14 protein-coding genes are annotated in these 18,754 nt (G+C 65.9%); 9 read left to right on the top strand and 5 right to left on the bottom strand.

Annotated elements, in window-relative coordinates; translation table 11 throughout:
• Positions 1–480: 480 nt before the first annotated feature.
• Both SH602x_RS12445 and SH602x_RS12450 read right to left on the bottom strand, forming a co-directional pair.
• Positions 481–1,530 carry a hypothetical protein gene (locus SH602x_RS12445; protein WP_479472615.1) on the bottom strand — a complete coding sequence of 350 codons (1,050 nt, stop codon included), beginning with the start codon at positions 1,528–1,530 and terminating at the stop codon, positions 481–483.
• 4 nt (positions 1,531–1,534) lie between these two features.
• Positions 1,535–2,230 carry an HAD family hydrolase gene (locus SH602x_RS12450; protein ID WP_479472616.1) on the bottom strand — a complete coding sequence of 232 codons (696 nt, stop codon included), beginning with the start codon at positions 2,228–2,230 and terminating at the stop codon, positions 1,535–1,537.
• Positions 2,231–2,490: 260 nt separating this feature from the next.
• On the opposite strand from SH602x_RS12450, the gene SH602x_RS12455 reads away from it, so the two are divergent.
• From SH602x_RS12455 to purM, 7 genes are all read left to right on the top strand, one after another.
• Entirely contained in the window at positions 2,491–5,277 is a 2,787-nt protein-coding gene (locus SH602x_RS12455; RefSeq protein ID WP_479472617.1) for a c-type cytochrome, read from the top strand.
• Between the two features lie 69 nt (positions 5,278–5,346).
• Positions 5,347–6,831, top strand: a complete 1,485-nt coding sequence (locus tag SH602x_RS12460) for a PQQ-dependent sugar dehydrogenase family protein (protein ID WP_479472618.1) — start codon at positions 5,347–5,349, stop codon at positions 6,829–6,831.
• A gap of 244 nt (positions 6,832–7,075) precedes the next feature.
• Positions 7,076–7,522: a TFIIB-type zinc ribbon-containing protein gene (locus SH602x_RS12465; RefSeq protein ID WP_479472619.1), complete on the top strand. Its 447-nt coding sequence runs from the start codon at positions 7,076–7,078 to the stop codon at positions 7,520–7,522.
• A gap of 60 nt (positions 7,523–7,582) precedes the next feature.
• A complete protein-coding gene (locus SH602x_RS12470; protein ID WP_479472620.1) occupies positions 7,583–8,476 on the top strand; it encodes a DUF1559 family PulG-like putative transporter in 894 nt (297 codons plus the stop codon).
• Between the two features lie 90 nt (positions 8,477–8,566).
• Positions 8,567–9,958, top strand: a complete 1,392-nt coding sequence (locus tag SH602x_RS12475) for a (Fe-S)-binding protein (RefSeq protein WP_479472621.1) — start codon at positions 8,567–8,569, stop codon at positions 9,956–9,958.
• Positions 9,955–11,184, top strand: a complete 1,230-nt coding sequence (locus SH602x_RS12480; protein ID WP_479472622.1) for a glycosyltransferase — start codon at positions 9,955–9,957, stop codon at positions 11,182–11,184. Before SH602x_RS12475 ends, SH602x_RS12480 begins: the two co-directional genes overlap by 4 nt.
• A gap of 72 nt (positions 11,185–11,256) precedes the next feature.
• Positions 11,257–12,345, top strand: coding sequence for a phosphoribosylformylglycinamidine cyclo-ligase (purM, locus tag SH602x_RS12485; RefSeq protein WP_479472623.1), 1,089 nt, complete (start codon positions 11,257–11,259; stop codon positions 12,343–12,345).
• A gap of 120 nt (positions 12,346–12,465) precedes the next feature.
• Here the strand turns inward: purM and SH602x_RS12490 are convergent, their stop codons facing one another.
• The 3 genes from SH602x_RS12490 to SH602x_RS12500 all read right to left on the bottom strand — a co-directional run bounded on the left by SH602x_RS12490 (position 12,466) and on the right by SH602x_RS12500 (position 17,469).
• Positions 12,466–12,927, bottom strand: coding sequence for a hypothetical protein (locus SH602x_RS12490; protein ID WP_479472624.1), 462 nt, complete (start codon positions 12,925–12,927; stop codon positions 12,466–12,468).
• Positions 12,928–12,959: 32 nt separating this feature from the next.
• On the bottom strand, positions 12,960–16,067 hold the full coding sequence (locus SH602x_RS12495) for a thioredoxin family protein (RefSeq protein ID WP_479472625.1): 3,108 nt from the start codon (positions 16,065–16,067) through the stop codon (positions 12,960–12,962).
• Between the two features lie 268 nt (positions 16,068–16,335).
• Positions 16,336–17,469: a hypothetical protein gene (locus tag SH602x_RS12500; RefSeq protein WP_479472626.1), complete on the bottom strand. Its 1,134-nt coding sequence runs from the start codon at positions 17,467–17,469 to the stop codon at positions 16,336–16,338.
• A 184-nt stretch (positions 17,470–17,653) separates the two neighbouring features.
• On the opposite strand from SH602x_RS12500, the gene SH602x_RS12505 reads away from it, so the two are divergent.
• Both SH602x_RS12505 and rpsR read left to right on the top strand, forming a co-directional pair.
• On the top strand, positions 17,654–18,226 hold the full coding sequence (locus tag SH602x_RS12505) for a hypothetical protein (protein ID WP_479472627.1): 573 nt from the start codon (positions 17,654–17,656) through the stop codon (positions 18,224–18,226).
• A 195-nt stretch (positions 18,227–18,421) separates the two neighbouring features.
• Entirely contained in the window at positions 18,422–18,712 is a 291-nt protein-coding gene (gene rpsR, locus SH602x_RS12510; RefSeq protein ID WP_479468112.1) for a 30S ribosomal protein S18, read from the top strand.
• The last annotated feature ends 42 nt before the right edge of the window (positions 18,713–18,754 follow it).

An 18,754-nucleotide genomic window follows, 5' to 3' on the forward strand; every position in this document is an offset into this window, starting at 1 on the left:
CTCGACGCGATGACCCGCGCGACAGCATTCCATGGCGGAGATCCGCGAAGCGGCGGAAGGCGGCGGCGATTCCTCGGCGAGGCCTCGTTCGGCGCGTTTCCGGAACTTCCTGTCGCTTGCAGGAAACGTGCGCTACGTTCCGCGGCGCGGCAAACGCGACTTGTCGAAAAAAAGCCACGTCGGTCAGCCGAAGGTCCCCCGGCGAGGGTCGGGGTCGCCTTGCAGGGCGGGCAAGCCGTTCGGGCTCTGCCGGATCTTCGGAACGAATCGCCTCTGCCGGTCGCGTCGATCGCGACGGTCCTGACGATTCATCGGACGAACCGTCGTCGAGAATGCAGAAGAGTTCGATCGTAACGTCGTGCAGCGGCCCCTGAAGTTCGCCAGTTTGCCCGACCGGACCGGTCGGCGGGGCAAGGAGCGGCTAGCTGCAAGGAGCGTCGCCGCTCCCGTCGATGGGGCGAAAAGGCTACGCCCGCGCGCCTACGGCGCGGCCGTCTTCTGACGCGGGGCGAGCGTCAGGTTGCGAAATTGCATCAGCTCGGGGCCGACGACGTCGAGCGGCTCGATCTTCAGCGTCACCGGTCCCCGTTTTTCGATCTTCAGAAAGAAGACGTCGCGATACGTTCCGTCCGCGTAGGCTCCCGCCCCGACAGTTCGCGTCGACGCGGCCGATCCGGCCGTGATCTTCAAGCGGTTGCCTTCGCTCTCGGGCGTCATTCCGTACTCGAGCGTCGCCTGGTAGATCGCCGCGCTGGGCGATTCGAATTCCCATTCGATCGCGTCGGACGAAGTCCAGTTTTCGATCCGCGGCGGATTCTCCGCGCCGTCCAGCCGAATCGTCGGCCCGATCAACCTGGCGTTCGTCGGCGTCAACACGATGCGGTCGCTGGCGTCGGCGCGAATGAAGGTCGCCTCCGGCGCCTCGTCGATTTCCTCCACGACGCTCGCCGGAGCCGCTTCCACGACCGGCGCGTCGGTCGCCGTCGGAGCGTCGCCGTCCGGTCCGCTCAGCGCCCAGAGAACCCCAAAGCAGATCGCGAACGCGAGGATCGTCGCCGCGGCGAGCGCCCCTCCCAGGACCGGGAGCGACAGCCAGAAGGAGGGCGACGCGTCCTGTTCGTCCTGATCGTCCGGCGCGATCGTCGTCGCGCTGGCCGGCGGCGCCGTCGCGGCTCTCGTCGTGGTTACCTGCTTCGACGGGCCAGGCGTCGCTTTCGCAGGAGTTGCTGCAGCAACCGGAGCCGCGGGAGGGATCGACCGAGCGACCGGTTTCTGAGCAGCGTCTTTCGCCGCGACGGGGTTCGGTCCGCTCGCACGGTGCCGGTCGTATTCTGCCCGGCGATCGGCCGGGAGGAGCCAGCGCTTCGCCTGGAGCAGCAGAGCCCGCTGCCGGGAGAGTTCCGTCAGCGTCAGGCCATGCTTTCCCGAAAGACGCTGCTCGGTCTGCGCGATCCGCTCGCGGACGGCGTCGGGTTCGGCTGTCGGCGGCAGCTTCAGAAACGCGTAGAGATCGTCGGCAGGCGGATTCATACGATCACGCTTCCAGCAGTCGCAGAATGGCTTCGGCGTCTTCGAGCGAGGGAAGGGCCGCATCGGGGCGAAGCTGAGCCAGCTCTTCCAGCGGCGTCGCGCCGGTCGCCACCGCGATGACCCGCGCGCCGATCGCCCGGGCGCAGCGAATGTCGTTCGGCGTGTCGCCGATCACCCAGACGCGATCGGCGCAGTCCGATTCGCCGAACTGTCGGCTGAGGCCGGCATGCGCCGCGCGAGCGACGTCGTCGCGCTCGGGATGCTCGTCGCCGAAGCCGCCCCAGATCTCTGCCTGATGCCGGTCGAAGAAGTGCGTCAGGCCGTAGCGGTCGAGCTTGAGCCGGGCGCCCTGCCGGACGTTTCCCGTGAGGAGCCCCAGCCCGTACCCTTCGCGATCGACCAACTGTTCGAGCAGCGTCGGCACGCCGGCCAGCGCGGTTCCGTCGCACGTCGTCAGGATCGAAGCGAGCTGCGTCAGGTAGGCGTCGCGAAAGCGTTCCCATGCCGGCGCGTCGTCGACCAGACGGTGAGCCTCGAACAGGTCCCGCGCGATGCCGCGATCGGTGCTGCCGTGAATGGGAACGTCGGCGGCTTCCGGAATGTCGAAGGCCTCGCGCATGGCGATCTGGATCGCCCGTCTGCCGGCGCCTCCGGTCAGAAGCAACGTTCCGTCGATGTCGAACAGCAGTACGCGACGCAAGGATGATTCTCCTTCTCGACCCGGTCGTCCCCGGTTCGGCAGGGACGACGTCTGAATCGTTTCTATCGTACGCGCGATCGACGGACAGAAAGCGAAGGCGGATTCGATCGATCCGCTTTTCTCGGCACGCGCCGTCTGTTACCGTGATCCGACCCCGCTGATCGAGGGGATAGGTCGCCATTCGCGCAGTCCGTTTCGCTCGATCCTTCTCGCGTCTCGCCTCTCGTTTCGCCCGCCACGTTTCCGGAGCCCTCCGGTCGATGCATGACTTCCTGCGCACGCTGACGCCGGTCCGAATTCTCGACGGAGCCAAGCTGGCTTTCGCTGGATTCGCGCTCGCGAGTTCCGTCGCCCTCGGCGCCGATCCGGCCAGTCCGGGTCCCGTGATCCCGTCCGTCGAACGTTTCTACGAATCGGCCGAGAATCTCTCGGATGACGCGACCGTCGAGGGGGGCGACCTGCTGGTGCAGGAACTCAACTGCGTCGCCTGCCATAAGGCGGTGGGCGAGTTCGCTGCCGGGCTGAACGTCAGGACGGCGCCGAACCTCGATTCCGTCGGCGCTCGCGTTCGGCCCGAGTGGCTGCGGGAGTATCTCTCCGCGCCGCACGCGGCCAAGCCGGGCGCGGTGATGCCCGACATGTTCGCCGGCGTCGACGAGGCGACGAAGAAGGACGAGGTCGAAGCGCTTACGCACTTCTTGGCCAGCAAGGGGACGCTCGCCCACGGCAGCCCCACGCCTTCCGGCATCGCCCGCGGCGAACAGATCTTCCATCGCGTCGGCTGCGTCGCCTGCCATGACCCGATGAGTGTCGAGCAGGAGCTGGCGCATAGCGTGCCGCTGCCGCAACCGCTTTCCGCCAAGTACACCGTCGCCTCGCTGAACGCGTTCCTGAAGGATCCGCACGGCGCACGTCCCTCGGGTCGGATGCCGAGCCTGAATCTGGATGACGCGGAGGCCTCGGACCTCGCCAGCTACCTGCTGCGGGATATGAAGGTCGCCTCGAACCTGACGGCGGAGATCTTCAAGGGATCGTTCAACTCGCTCGCCGAGCTCCGCGCCGCGAAGTCGGAGGCGACCGTTCCGGCGTTCGGATTTTCGATCGAAATCGCCGGTCAGAAGGACGCCTTCGGCCTGCGGTTCGACGGCCAGATCAAGATCTCGAAGGCCGGCAAATACGAATTCATGCTCGCCTCCGACGACGGATCGGCGCTCTGGATCGATGGCAAGGAGATCGTCAGCATCGACGGGATCCATCCCCGCAGCGAGAAGCGAGCGAGCGTCGACCTGAAGGAAGGACTCCACGCCGTCACCGTCGAATACTTCGAGCAGGCGGGCGAGGAAGCGCTGGAAGTCCGCGTGAAGGGTCCCGGACTCACGGAGACGGGACTCGACGCGCTGCTGTATGTCGAAGAGACGAAGCCAGAGTCGGACGACGACACGCCTGAGTTCGTGCTCGACCCGGCGCTTGCCGCGCGCGGCGCCGAGGTCTTCGCGAAGCGGAACTGCGTCGCCTGCCATGCCGCGAAGGACGCCGCCGGGAAGGATCTCGCGTCGAACGCTTCCATCAAGAAGCTGTTCGACCTGAAGGCCGAGGGGGGATGCCTGGCCGAACAGCCGGCGGCGGGCCTGCCCGATTACGACCTGAGACCCGCGCAGCGAAAATTGCTGTCCGCGGCGCTCAAGACGGCGAAGGCTCGCGCGAACGAGCGACCCCAGGGCGAGGAAGCCATTCATCGCAAGTTCGTCGCGCTCAACTGCTATGCCTGCCACCAGCGCGGCAAGGCGGGAGGCGTCGAGACGGCGCGCCTGGAATGGTTCATCACCGATCAGCCGGAGATGGGCGACGAAGGACGCGTGCCGCCCCTGCTGACCGGCACGGGCGACAAGCTGAAGCCCGAGTGGCTGAAGGAAGTCCTCGAAAAGGGTTCCAAGGAACGGCCCTACATGATGACGCGGATGCCGAAGTTCGGCAGCGCGGCGCTGGGCGATCTGGCGGACCAGCTCACGACCCTCGACGAGCAGAGCCTGCTGACGGAACCGGCGATCGATCTTCAGGCCGGACAGATCACGTCGATCGGGCGCCACCTGGTCGGCGGCAAGGCGCTCTCCTGCATCAAGTGCCACACCTTCGCGGACAAGAAGGCGACCGGCATCCAGGCGATCAGCCTGACGACGATGCACAAGCGTCTCCGCCGCGACTGGTTCGAGCGTTATCTGCTCGACCCGCAGCAGTACCGCCCCGGCACGCGCATGCCGGCGCCCTGGCCGAACGGGCAGAGCTTCTTTCCCGACACGCTCGGCGGCGACACCCGGCAGCAGATCCAGGCCGTCTGGCAGTACCTCTCCTACGGTCCCAGCGCCTCGATCCCGCTGGGCCTGGAGGAAGACGCGATCGAACTGGTCGCCACGAAGCGTCCCGTGATCTATCGCAACTTCATCGAGGGGGCGGGCGTGCGCGCGATCGGCGTCGGCTATCCGGAGCACGCGAATCTCGCCTTCGATGCCGACAGCCTGGGCATCCGTCTGTTGTGGCAGAACGCCTTCATCGACGCGTCGAGGCACTGGACCAACCGCGGCGTCGGCTTTCAGGGCCCGCTCGGCGATTCGATCCTGAAGTTCGAGACCGGCGTTCCCGCGACGACGCTGACCGATCCGAGCATCGCCTGGCCGAAGGAGACCGCGAAGGAACTCGGCTGGTCGTTCCAGGGTTATCGCCTGAACAAGAGCGGTCAGCCGACGTTCCTCTACTCCGGGCCTTCCGTCACGTTCGCCGACTTCCCCGAGCCGGTGAAAGGGGAGCAGTTCCCCTCCTTGAAGCGGACGATCGAAGTCGACAACGCGGGGCAGTCGGCGCTGACCTACCGCGTTCTGAGGGCTCCGAAGATCGAGCCGCAGGCTGACGGGACCTATCGCATCGACGACGCCTGGACGCTGGCGATCGAATCGTCCGACCCGCCGACGGTTCGCGATTCGGAAGGTCAGAAAGAACTGCTGATTCCGCTGGCAGAAGGCAAGTCGAAGGTCCTTCTGCATTATCGCTGGTAAGCAGCCGTTCTTCGCCTGACCGACCGGTACGACACGCACGCAGGACGAGAGCTATCTCGGAGACATATGATGGGTTCGCTTCGCTCGCGTACTTGGGGAATCCCGACGCTTCTGCTCGCCGCCGTCGCGTGCGGCGCGTTCGCTTCGCTCGCGACTGCCGACGAAAACGATTATTACCCCATCACGCGGCTTCCGATCCCGGAAGACGTCGTGCTGGAAGCGGGCGCGATCGAGCTGCTCCCCGGCGGCGAACTGGCCGTGTCGAGCCGTCGCGGGGACATCTATCTCTTCAGCGACCCCTTCGCGAAGAACCCCGACGACATCGACGCCGACCTCTGGGCGAGCGGCCTGCATGAGGTGCTGGGTCTGACTTATCGCGACGGCTGGGTCTACGCGACGCAGCGGGGCGAGCTGACGCGGATCAAGGATTCGGACGACGACGGTCTGGCCGACTTGTTCGAAACCGTCTCGGACGGATGGGGCATCTCGGGCGACTATCACGAGTACGCGTTCGGCTCCCCCTTCGATCGCGACGGCAACATCTGGGTCGTCCTCTGCCTGACCGGGTCGTTCAGCAGCCAGGTGCCGTTCCGCGGCTGGTGCCTGCGGGTGAACGAAGAGGGCGTGACGATCCCCACGTGCAGCGGCATCCGCTCGCCGGGCGGCATCGGCATGAACGCCGAGGGGGAGGTCTTCTACACCGACAACCAGGGACCCTGGAACGGAACGTGCAGCCTGAAGTGGCTTCGCCCCGGCTCGTTTCAGGGGCATCCCGACGGCAACAAGTGGTACGCTGACGCGACGAACCTGGGCGCGGTTCCGCAGACGCCGGAAAGCGGCAGCCGGATCATGACCGAGGCCGCGAAGATCCCGGAATACGAACCCCCCTGCGTGCTGTTCCCCTACGCGAAGATGGGCCAGTCCGCGTCCGGCATCGCCTGCGACGTCTCGGAAGGCAAGTTCGGACCGTTCGCCGGGCAGATGTTCGTCGGCGACCAGACGTTCTCCACGGTGATGCGGGTCTTCCTCGAGAAGATCGACGGCCATTACCAGGGCGCCTGCTTTCCCTTCCGCGAAGGTCTCGGCTCCGGAACCTTGGCGCTCCTGTCGACGAAGGAGGGCCCGATGTTCGTGGGCGGAACGAACCGCGGCTGGGGCTCACGCGGGACGCTGCCGTTCGCGCTGGAACGTCTCGACTGGTCGGGCAAGACGCCGTTCGAGGTCCACGAAATGCGGGCCAAGCCGGACGGCTTCGAACTGACGTTCACGAAACCCGTCGACAAGGCGACGGCAGGCGACCCGGCGTCGTATCGGATGCCGACCTACACCTATATCTTCCAGGCGAGCTACGGCAGCCCCATCGTCGACGAGACCGTCGCGACGATCGAACGGGCCGTGGTGGCAGAGGACGGGATGTCGGTGCGGCTGATCGTGAAGGGGCTGGAAATCGGCCACGTCCACGAGCTTCACCTCGACGGCGTCCGCTCGACGGAGAACGAGCCGCTGCTTCATCGCGAGGCGTACTACACGCTGAACTACCTGCCGAAGGAGTGAGTCGCCCTCGAAAGGGGGGCGTTACGAGGCTTCTCGAAAAGGACCAGGCTCCTATTTTTCCCTGGTAGCCCGATTCTCTTCAAGAACGCCTTTTCGGAAACGAAAACGGCGTCAGGAGACGTTCTTCGTTTCGCGCATCGCGTCGAAGAACGAGCGATCGGGCCTGTCAGATAAACGGGCCTCGTAACGAGGCTCGGGTAGTCGAAGCCTCGCGAAGAGGCTCCGGCGCTTCAGGAGCCTGATCGTGAAAACGTTCTCTTGTCCGAAATGCGGACACAATATGGAGGTTGCGCCGGAAATCGTCGGCGCGCCTGCGACTTGTCCCAATTGCGGCAACGCCGTCACCGTGCGGCTGAACCAGCCGAGCAAAGCCAATCAGACCGGAACCGACGCCGGTCGACCGAACCCGATCGTGTTCCTGGTCGTGGCGGCGGTGATCGTCGTGTTCGCGGCGGTGGGGCTCGCCGCGCTGACGGGAATTTTGCCGTTCGGCGGACCGCCTTCGGAGAATTCGACGACCGACTTGCAGAACGAAACGCCGACGCCTCAGCAGAAGATCGACGCCAACGTTCCCTCGGAGCGAACCGAACCGAATCAGGAGCCGGACGACAATCAGCCGAGCCTCGATCCCCGACCCGACAGCGACGGGTCCGAGTCTGGCGCGGAAGTCGTACCGCCGATAGCGAACTAAGCCCCGCCCGATCGCCCGGGGCATGAAGATAAGGCGGTCGCGTCTCTTCGCGCCACCGCCATGATCGACGTCCGCTGTCCCGCTTGCGGTTTCTCGACGCGAGTCTCTCCGCAATTCGCGGGCAAGACCGCTGGCTGTCAGAACTGCGGCCAGCCGATCCAGATCGGCCTGCCCAAGAGCGATTTTTCGCCCGCTCCGCCCTCTCGCGGCGGCGGAAGCGCCCTCCTGGTGATCCTCGCCTGCGTGCTGGTGACGGTTCTCTGCGTGCTGCCGATCGGCGGCCTGGTGATCGGCCTGCTGGCTTTCCGGACCCAGGTCGTCGTTCCGGCCATGGCCCAGGTCCAGGGCGCCGCGATGCAGGCTCAGTCGGACAATAACCTGCGGCAGATCGGGCTCGCCTTTCACAACTATCACGATACCTACGGCTCGTTTCCGCCGACCTACGCAGCGGACGACAACGGCACGCCCCTTTATAGCTGGCGCGTGTCGCTGCTTCCCTTCCTGGAGCAATCCGCCGCGTACGAGGCCTTCGACAAGGACGCCTCCTGGGACAGTCCGCAGAACGCGGTGATCTCCAGCACGACGATTCCGGCGTACACGCATCCCGACGATATGTCCACGATGACCAGCTACTTCATGCCGACCGGCGTAGGGCTGATCGCGGAGCCGGGGAAGGCGATCAAGCTGGTCGACGTCACCGACGGCACGTCGAACACGGTCCTGCTGGTCGACGCAGGCTATCCCATCGGACCCTGGGCGGCGCCGACCGATTTCGATCTCTCGCCCGGCGCGTACACCATCGGCGTCGGCGGAACGATCCAGCCTCGCAACGGTCAGGTCACCGTGCTCTTCGCGGACGGTTCGACCCAGTCGTACGATGTCGCCTCGTTCCCGCTGATGCAGCTACAATCGATGTTCACCCGCGCCGGCGGCGAGGTCGTGAACCGTTACTGACGCGGGACGTATTTGACCCGCGAATCGGAACGCGCGAACGACCGCCGCATGCATCCCTGCGGCGCGGCCGACCGTTCGCTCGCCTTGTCCATGCTCCCGACTCGTCATCCCGGCGTCCGCGACGCCGTGCCCGTCGAACGTTTTCTCGACTGCATCCACTGCGGTCTCTGCACGTCGTCGTGTCCCACCTATCTGGAGACCGGCGACGAGAACCAGGGGCCGCGCGGTCGCATCTACCTGATGCGGGCCGTGTCGGAGGGGCGGCTCGAACTCGACGACGCGGTCAGGAAGCCCCTCGAAACGTGCCTCGACTGTCGTGCCTGCGAGACGGCCTGTCCGTCAGGCGTCCAGTACGGGCGAATCATCGAACCGTTCCGCGTGGCGATGGAGGAGAGCGCCCACATTCCGTCGCGGTTTCAGGCCGACGAAGGGGCGCCGCTCGCCGCGAAGGCTGAAGCGAACGACTGGTTCCGCCGGTGGATCCTTTTTCGCCTGTTTCCGTACCCGAACCGGCTCGGCTGGAGCCTGTTTCCCGCGCGCCTGCTCAAGCGAGTCGGCCTGTTCGACGTCATGTCGCGTCCGATCGCTGCCGTCGCGCCGCAGCGCGTCCGCCGGCTGATGGAACTGCTTCCGCGCGAACTGCCGAGCGAACCGGCGCTGCCCGAACGCTTGCCGGCGATCGGCCCCCGGCGGGCGAAGGTGGCGCTCTTTCGCGGCTGCGCGGCGGACGCCCTGTTCCGTCAGGTCCACTGGGCGACCGCCCGGGTGTTGCAGGCGAACGGATGCGAGGTCTGGATCCCGCGCGATCAGGCCTGCTGCGGCGCGATTCATTATCACGCCGGAAGCTCCGATCCCGCCCGCGCCTTCGCCGACGCCAACGTCGCCGCGTTCCGTCGAGAGGCCGTCGACGCCGTGGTGGTGAACGTCGCCGGCTGCGGTTCGATGCTGAAGGATTACGGCCATCACTGGGAAGACGAAGGGACGCCGGAGCGCGAAGCCCTGGCGGCGAAGATCCGCGACGTGCAGGAATTTCTCGACGAGCTCGGCCTGATCGCTCCGACCGGACCAGTCGAACTGACGGCGACCTATCACGACGCCTGTCACCTGGCTCATGCGCAGAAGATTCGCGAAGCGCCTCGCAACCTGCTGTCGAAGATTCCGGGCCTGAAGCTCGTGCCGCTGCCCGAGTCGGAAATCTGCTGCGGCGCGGCGGGAACGTACAACCTGACGCAGCCGGAGATGTCCGACCGCCTCGGTCGCCGGAAGCGCGAGAACATCGCGAAGACCGGCGCCGAAGTCGTCGTCAGCGCGAACGCCGGCTGCACGCTGCAGATCGCGAAAAGGCTCTCGCCGACCGACCGTCCGTTGCCGGTCCTGCATCCGATGGAACTGCTCGACCGCAGTTATCGCGCGGGCGGAGCTTACGATCGTTCGAAGGGTTCGCCGAACGGAACGTCCGGCGCCTACGAGGCCGGTTCGTGACGCGGCTGCGCGTGCTGTTCGCGCTCGGATCGCTCGGCGCCGGCGGAAGCGAACGCCAGACGATCCACCTCCTGCGGCATCTCGACCGGGACCGGTTCGATCCCTCGCTCTATCTGCTCCGCCGCGAAGGCGAACTGCTGAGCGAAGTTCCCCCCGACGTGCCGGTCGCGGCGTTCACGGACGAGCATCGCCCGTCGAGAATTCGTCTGCCGGGAAGCGTTCGCCGGGACCAGATTGCCCGCTTAGAAGCGTTCCTGAAAAAAAATCGCCCCGACGTCATTTGCGAGCGGATGCTGGTGACGACGCTGGTGACGGCGCCGGCGGCGAAGCGGACGGGGATCCCGCGCGTCGCGACGTTCGCCGCGGACCCTGACTTCGACCTGGCCGACCAGGCGAAGCGTTTTCGCTGGTTCAAGCAGCGCGTCCTGCGGACGGCCTATCACGATGCAGCTCAGCTTATCGCCGTCTCGTCGGGCGTCGCCCGACGAGCTGCGGAGCTTTACTGCATCGACGCCGATCGCATTCGCGTGATCCTGAATCCGGTCGACCTGGAGCGAATCGATCGGCTGGCCGCGGAGTCGCCGAATCCCTATCCCGCCGACGGCGCCTTTCGCGTCGTGTCGGTCGGGCGACTGATCCCGGAGAAGGGCGTCGACCATCTGATTCGCGCCGTCGCCGCGCTGATCCGCGATCGGAATCTATCTGAGCTCCGCCTGCACATCGTCGGACAGGGGCCGGAAGAACCCGCGCTCCGATCGCTCGCCGGGGAACTGGGCATCGAGTGGCACGTCGTCTTCGAAGGCTACGCCGCGAACCCCTATCCCTTTCTGCGGCACGCGAAGCTGTTCTGTCTTTCTTCGCAGACGGAGGGGATGCCGAACGTGCTGCTCGAGGCGATGGCAAGTCGGGTTCCGGTCGTTTCGACCGACTGCGTCAGCGGCCCGCGGGAGATTCTCGACGGCGGACGCTTCGGCAGACTGGTTCCGCCCCGCGATCCGCAGGCGCTGGCGGCGGCGATCGACGACGCGATTTCCGATTATTCCGCGTGGCAGGAGCGGGTCGAACCGGCTCGTCGGCGGATGGAGACCGATTTCTCCGTCGCTGCGGCGACGCGGGCGTACGAGGAACGTCTCGTCGCTGCCGCGGAATCCGCCGCTCGCGAACGTCGGCGTCGCGGCTTTCCAGCGCCCGGCGCCCGCGTACCGGAAACGCCGGGCGACGGATAGAATCGACGGCGCTTCGCGAAGCGTTCCGCAATCGCCGCGAATCCCGCATTTCCCGCCGACAGCCGGGCCCGAATGAGCAAGTTGACCTACAAGAGCGCCGGCGTCGATCTGGACGTCTACGCCGAGTCGATGTCGCGGATCCCCGCGCTCCTGCATCGGACCTATTCGCCGAGGACGCTGAAGCTCGACGGCGGTTTCGCGGGGCTGTTCCAACTCGACTTTCCGGGAAAGCTCTTTTCGCGGAACTACCGCGACCCGGTGCTCGTCTCGTGCACCGACGGCGTCGGAACGAAGCTCAAGGTCGCCCAGCTTTGTGACAAGCACGACACGGTCGGCATCGACCTGGTCGCGATGAGCGTCAACGACGCCCTCTGCTGCGGGGCCGAGCCGCTCTTTTTCCTCGATTACGTGGCGATGTCCCACGACGATCCCGACCGGCTGGAACAGATCGTTCAGGGGGTCAGCGACGGGTGCGTGCAGGCCGATTGCTCGCTCCTGGGGGGCGAGACGGCGATCATGCCCGATCTGTACGCCCGGGGCGATTACGATCTGGCCGGGTTCTGCGTCGGCGTGGTCGAACGGGACCGGGTCATCGACGGCAAGGCGATCGCGGACGGCGACGTCCTGATCGGCGCCGCGTCGAGCGGGTTTCACTCCAACGGCTACAGCCTGCTGCGAAAGGCCGTCTTCGAAGTGGGCGGCTTCAGCCCGACCGATTACGTCGAGGAACTCGGCAAGACCGTCGGCGACGTCCTGATCGAGCCGACGCGAATCTACGCCCAGCCGGTGCGGAAGATCCTGCGGCACTACGCGGTCAAGCAGCCGGTCCACGGCATCGCCCACATCACGGGGGGCGGCATCGCGGAGAACTTCCACCGTCTGCTGCCGCCCGGCGTGCGGGCCGTGTTTCAGCGGGAAAGCTGGCCCGTGCCGCCTGCGTTCCGCTGGGTGCAGGGTCTGGGCCAGATCGACGAAGACGAGATGGACCGCGTCTTCAACATGGGGATCGGCCTGATCTTCTCGGTCAGCCCCTACTACGCCAACACCGTGCAGGAACTCCTCGCCGGCTGCGAGATCGACTCCTGGAAGATCGGCAAGATCGTCGCCGGCGAGCGCGGCTGCGAATGGACGAACGAGACGCTGTTCCCGGCGAACGCGTAAGCTCGTCGTTCGAGCGTAGCGTGCGTCCCTGGCGAGCGGAGAACGTCAGCCCTCCATGTCCGAAGCTGCCCGATCGCGTGTCCGTGCAGGATGCACGACCGTTCGAAGCATCGTCGCCTTTCACCCGATGCCGAAATCCCGGCGGGAACCGGGCATCAGCAGGCCGCACATGCCGAGGGCGCCGATCGGCAGGAAGAGCGAGGGGAGGTAGAGCCCGAACATGACGAGGCCCGCGAACCAGGCCCACTTGTGCCGCAGGTGCATCCCGATCGTGACGATCTCCGCAACAAGCGCCAGGCCGCCGCACATGGCAGCGAGAATGGCGAAGATCACCGCAGCCGCGGCGGCGTCTTCGTCGGTCGGCGCTTCGGCGGCAGCGAAGACGACGATGATCAGCAGGACCGCCGCGCAGGCCAGGTAGGCGGCCGCCCCCAGATGCCCGCCCAGCAGCGCGAGCCAGACCCAGCTCTTTCCCGGCGGCGGCTGGTATTGATAGTGGTAGGGCGTCGGCGCCGTGGGAGCCGGCTTCGCGACCGACTCGCCGTAAGGATTCTGCAGACCCGGCTGGTACGGCGAGTTCATGGCGGCGAACGTCCCTTCGCGCTGCGTCAGTTTCAGCGAGCCTTTTCGATCGAAGTCATCACGGCGACGGTTTTCGCTTCTTCGGCAGAGTCGGCGGCCTGAGCGACGCCAGCCGATGCGCCCGCCTTCTCGAGTTCGGCGAGAAGCGTCTCCCTCGTGTAGCCGCCCGACAAGACGATCGGGTCGTGGTGCCTTCCGGCAGGATAGATGGCCACAACCGGAATCAGGTCGGAGCCGGTCAGCTTAATCAGCAGTTCCTCGATCTCTTTCGGCTTGGCGGTGTAATCCGCGGAGAGCGCCACGGCGCCCAGCGCCTCGACCATTTCCTTGACCGGCTTCGTGTTGAGAACGAGCGCTTCCTGCGACTTGATGCAAACGCACCAGTCGGCGGTGAAGTTGACGACGACCGTCTTTTCCTGCGAAGCGAGAGCCTGCAATCGAACGTCCGAGAACGGTTGCCAGTCGAGTTCGAACTTCTCCTCCTCGACGACCGCAACCGCTCGATCCGGTGCCGAAGCGCCTGCCTTATCGAGCTCCGCCAGCAGCGTCGCGGTGGTATAGCCGCCGGTCAGTACGATCGGCTCTTGCGGTTTGCCGGCGGGGAAGATGGCCAGGACCGGGATCAGGTCGGAACCGGTCAGTCGCGTCAGCAGTTCGTGGATCTCTTTCGGACGGTCGGTGTAGTCGGCGACCAGCGTGACGACCCCCTGCGAATCGACCTTCTCCCTGATCGGCTTCGTGTTGAGGACCGTGGCCTCCAGCACCTTGCAGTTGGGGCACCAGTCGGCGGTGAAGTCGACGACGACCGTCTTGTTCTGGCCGGCCAGCTCCTGAAGGCGAGCGAACGTGAAGGGCTCCCACGGAAGTTCGAAGCCTTCCTGTCGGACGGCTCCGTTCGCGCCGCGGTCCTGATTCGCGACCTGAGTGACGAGGCCGGAGCCGTCGACCGCCGGGATTCGCGCCTGGGCGATCTTCTCCTCGACGCGGTGGGTCGTGACGCCGTGCACGCCGTAGGAGGAGAAGGCGGCGAAGCCCGCGGCGGCGATGATCAATCCCGAGGCCGCGTAAATGCCGACCATCCGTTCGAAACCGTAGTAGTGATGCTGGGCCGTGCCGACGATCCAGCAGGCGAGCCAGATGCCGAACACGAACACGAGCGACGGCAGGGCCAGCGCCACGTCCAGCGTCGAGACCAGCCAGGCGACCGTCCCCAGGAGCAGGAACGCGAGCGCCTGCTTGAAGACGATCATCCACGCTCCCGGCCTCGGCAGGACCCTGGCGATGATCTGCGGATTAAGGGCAATGATGAAGTAGGGGAACGCCATCCCGATGCCGATGCAGGTGAAGATCAGGTAGACCTCCAGCGGGCTGCGTCCGAAGATCTGCGTCAGGGCCAGCGACATGAGCGGAGCGCCGCAAGGGGTCGCCAGGATCGTCGCGATGACGCCCTTGAAGAAGGCGCCCCAGAGGCTTTCCTTGTCGGCCAGCTTGCCGATCTTCGACGTGCCGGAGAAGCCGGGGATCGGGATCTCCCACAGTCCAAGGAACGACAGCGCCATGGCGAAGACGATGCCGATCATCGCCAGCGTCAGCGTCGCGTTGCCGGCGAACAGCGACACGGTCTGAAACAGAATCGCGACCGTCCCCAGCGCCCAGAAGACGACCAGCAGGCCGAAGATGTACGCGACGTTGTGCCAGAAGACCTTCGCGCGGCTCTCGCCCGCCATCTCGACGAAGGAGTAAACCTTCAGCCCGAGCACGGGCAGTACGCAGGGCATGACGTTTAGAATCAGCCCGCCCAGAAAGGCCCAGCCGAGGGCCATCCAGAGCGAGGAGCCTTCCGCCGGCTTGATGTTATTCAGTTGCAGCGCGCCGGCGTTCGCAGACGCTCCAGACGCAGGGGCGTCCTGCGGCGCGGCAGCGAGCTTCGCGACGGTCGAGTAAGACGTCGCTTCGACCGCGATCGCCTTGGCTGCGGCATCGGCGCCGGCGGATCCGACGGCGAACTGCGTGGAGAACTTCAGGCCCAGCGGCGGCTGGCAGATGTCGTCCATGCAGGTCTGGTAGCCGACGAGCCCGACGATCGGCGTGACGCCCGGATCGGCGTTTTCAGGCACGGTCCAGGTCCAGTTCCACGTCACCTCGTCGTGGTACTTCTGGTCGGGTTGCCCCGCGACCTGGGCTTTTTTGAACGTCGGCTCTTCCGACGCGACCGGGGCGCCAGTCATCCAGGGCTGAGGATTCTCGACGACGATCAGCGTCGGCTTGGGACCCTTCTTGGGATCTTTCGCCTCCAGGGCGTAGACGTGCCAGTCCTTATCGGCGACCGCCTTGACCGAGAGCGTGACCTGTTCGCCCGGCTGGACGACGCGGGGAGAAATCGAAATTTCGATCGCGGCGGACGAACCCTCCGCGCGATAAGGCTTCGCCGTCGTGACGGCATCCTGGGACGCGGCGGGCGCGGGGGAAGCCGTGAACGCGGCGCCTGCGACCGGGGGCGTCTGCGGAGCACGGGTGAGCATGCCCTGGAACGTCGCCTCGATCGGCTCGTCCTTGATCGGCATGCACGTGCCGCCCTCGCCGTTCGCGTCCGCATCCCGGCAGATCTGCCCGTCGTAGGAGAGACGGATCGGCAGGCCGTTCAGTTCGACGCCGTCCGCGACCCGAAACGGGATCGACCACTCGACCTTCTCGGAGTGTTCTTCGACGGGAACCTTGCTCCCGGGCAGGACGACCTCATGGGGCGAAGGGGTCGCGACGAAGCCGCGGGGATCGAGTTCGACGACGTCCTTCGATACTAGCGTCAGCGTCGACTTCATCGCCGGAGCGCCGGGCTTCTGCGTCAGCGAGTAGATGTGGTAGCGCGAAGGGATCTCTGCCGTCACCGTCAGGATGCCGCTGCGTTCATCCGGGGCGAGCCGATAGCCGCCGGAGAGTTCGACCGACGCGGAGGTCGCGCCAGGCGACGCTTCGAAGCCTTGCAAGAAATCCGGGAGCGCCGGCGCCGCAGCATCCGACGAAGGCGTGAAGGCGCTCTCGCCGAAGGCTGACTGGCCGAAGTTCGCTTGACCGTGGGCCGTCGCGCCAACCGAGACGGTCAGGACGAGCAGAGAAACGAAAAAGCGCAGGGGTCGCATCATGTTCGACCTGACGTGTCGCTGAATGCTGTTCGAAAGGAGCGTCCGGCGGAGCCTGCGACGCCTGTCCAAAGAACGCCCCTTCGATCGTCGAAGGAACGCCCGAACTGTCGATCCGTAGTTGCTTTAGGATACCGGCTCGACGCGAGACTCGCCAACACGACTGCCGCGTTCCGGACGAAAGGATCCGGCTGCACGGACCCGGCGAATCCCGCCAGGGGAGTTCGCTGGGGAACGATCTCTCTTGAACGACGGACCGACCGGCTTCTCCTTACGCTTCGCCGATCGAGAAGGGTCGGAGAATCGCAAGATGAAGGGTTTCCCGCAATCTGGAGAAGGCGGCGGGCGGGTCGTCGAACGATCTTTCTTCGACCAGCAGCCACTTCAGCCAGTTGAGCGGCGGGAGCCAGACCTGCGTCGCCAGGATCGGACGAAGCGCGGCAGACTCCCAGGCAGTCCATCGTTCTATCGGCGATTCGGGGTCGAGAAGGGAGACGATCAGGTTCTCCGCCTCGTCCGCCTCCAGACCGAAGGAGGCGGAAAGTCGGGCGAAATCTCCCACCCGCCGGTCGAATCGCAGGGCGTCCCAGTCGAAGAACTCCCGGGCGACCTCGCTTCGGTACGCGATATTGTTTCGATGCGAGTCCCGGAGACAAAGGCACAACCCGGGAGAACTGCCGGGCAGAGAACTTAGGGAAGCCGCGATCCGGCGCTCCTCCGCCGGCAGTCGCGACAGGTAACTTCGGGCCGGCTCGCGGAGGTCGAGCGGTAGCCGGTCCGTCGCCGCCTCGATCGCGGCCGGATTCGTGCTCGCGGCCAGGCGCCATTCCTGTACGTAGCGCTCCGGAAGCGGCGTCGCCGGCTGGAGATACGTCCGATCGCGGTCCGTCAGAACGACCCGGCGAGCGGCTTGGTGATACCGGGCGAGCAGTTCGAACGCCGAGGCGATCAGGGCGTCCGAGTCGCGGCGCGCGGGGGTCACAGTAGGCCGATCGAGAAGGGCAGCGCCTTCGCTCCCCGCGCCCTTATTCTCCAGCCAGTCGCGGGCTTCGACCACGAACGCCTGGGACACCGCCGTAAACGACCCGACCGTCGCTCCGGAAGCGTCGCGTTCGAGACGGGGAAAGAGGGGCTGGATTCGGTCGGCTGCGAGGAGGGCGGCGATCTGTTCGATCACGCGATGTCGGGCGGCGGTCGCTTCCGGCAGGTTTCCTGCTGCCGGCGAAAGTTTCACCGCGAACGACCCGGCCTCGCTCGCCACGCGAAAGAGACTCGCCCCGCTGAAGCCGCCAGCGATCGGGTCGATTTGTCGGAGCGCGCCCCAGCGCGGAAAACGCCGGGGAAGCTCGTCCGCCAGCAGTCGGGCGAGCGTTCGGCTTAGCGTCGTCGCGTGCGAGGCAGGCATGAGGCACGAAATGAAGGAACGTTAGCGCGAAAACGTTGTCGAAACGGATGGCGAATCGATAAGATAGAACTCTCGGCCCTTCGCCCATCCGGGGAACAGAGGCCTTCCTGCCGCGACGCCAGCCTTTCGATCTTCCTGCCCCGTCCGCCCGTCGGACCGTTCGACCGAGGGAAACGAGCTGCCGATGGACGTAAGCGAGGCCCTTCCCGTGCGGCGGTCGCAGCCGGAACTCGATACGCTGCTCCAGCTATTTTACGAGGATTCGGCGCAGCTCGGCGAATTCGCTCCCGCGGCGCTCGGGTCGCTTCCCGCGCCTTACGGTTCGCTGCTCGACCATGACGAGCACATGACCGTGACGGTCGAGCGATTTCACGGCTGTCCTGTCGAGGTCGAGGTGCTGGACCGCCAGGCGACGCCGACGCACTATTCGCGGAAGATTCTCCTCCGCCGATCGACCGACGGCGCCGTCGTGCAGTTCGGCCTGGTCCGGCTGACCAGGAGCGTGCTCTCGCCCGCGGTGCAGGCGGAAATCGAATCGGAACGAACGCCGCTGGGTCGCGTGCTGATCGAGAACGGGGTGCTGCGCAACGTTTTGCTCGTTTCGCTCTGGAAGGTGGAACCAGGCCCAGAACTGCAATCGCTGTTCGGGATCGCTCCGGAAGCGACCTGCTACGGGCGATCGGCATTCATTTACTGCGACGGACTTCCTGGCGTGGAATTGCTGGAAATCGTCGCGCCGGCGCCTGCAGCCGCGTGAATTCGGCGATGGGGCGGACGGCATGCGCGAGCATCCGGGACTCCCCACCTGAAAATCCCGGCGACGCCTTGAGTTTCGCCCGACCTTCGGTAAACTGACCCGCTTCCCCCGAACCGACCCGCTCGACCCTTTTCGAGCTTCGCCCGCCGCACCGACGGACAGGCGTCGGGGATCCCTGCTTCTTTCGCGTCAGCTATGCCCCCGTTCAAGCGCGGCGGAAAAAACGCCAAAAGCAATCGTCAGAAGCGTCGTACGCGAGTCAAGACGAAGACGGTCCGCAAGGATCCGCTCTTCGTCGACGGCGAACGCCCGCGTCCGCTGTTCGTCGATTACAAGGACACCGAGTTTCTGAAGAAGCTCGTCAATCGTCACGGCAAGATCGTGGGCCGTCGCAAGACGGGCTGCACCGCCGCCAGCCAGCACGCGGTCGCCTCGGCCATCAAGCGCGCCCGGTTCATGGCGCTGATGCCGTACGTCGGCGAGTAACTCGTCCAGCCATCGAGATTTCAAGCGGCGGATCGTCCGTAC

It is taken from the genome of Lignipirellula cremea, from assembly GCF_056501455.1.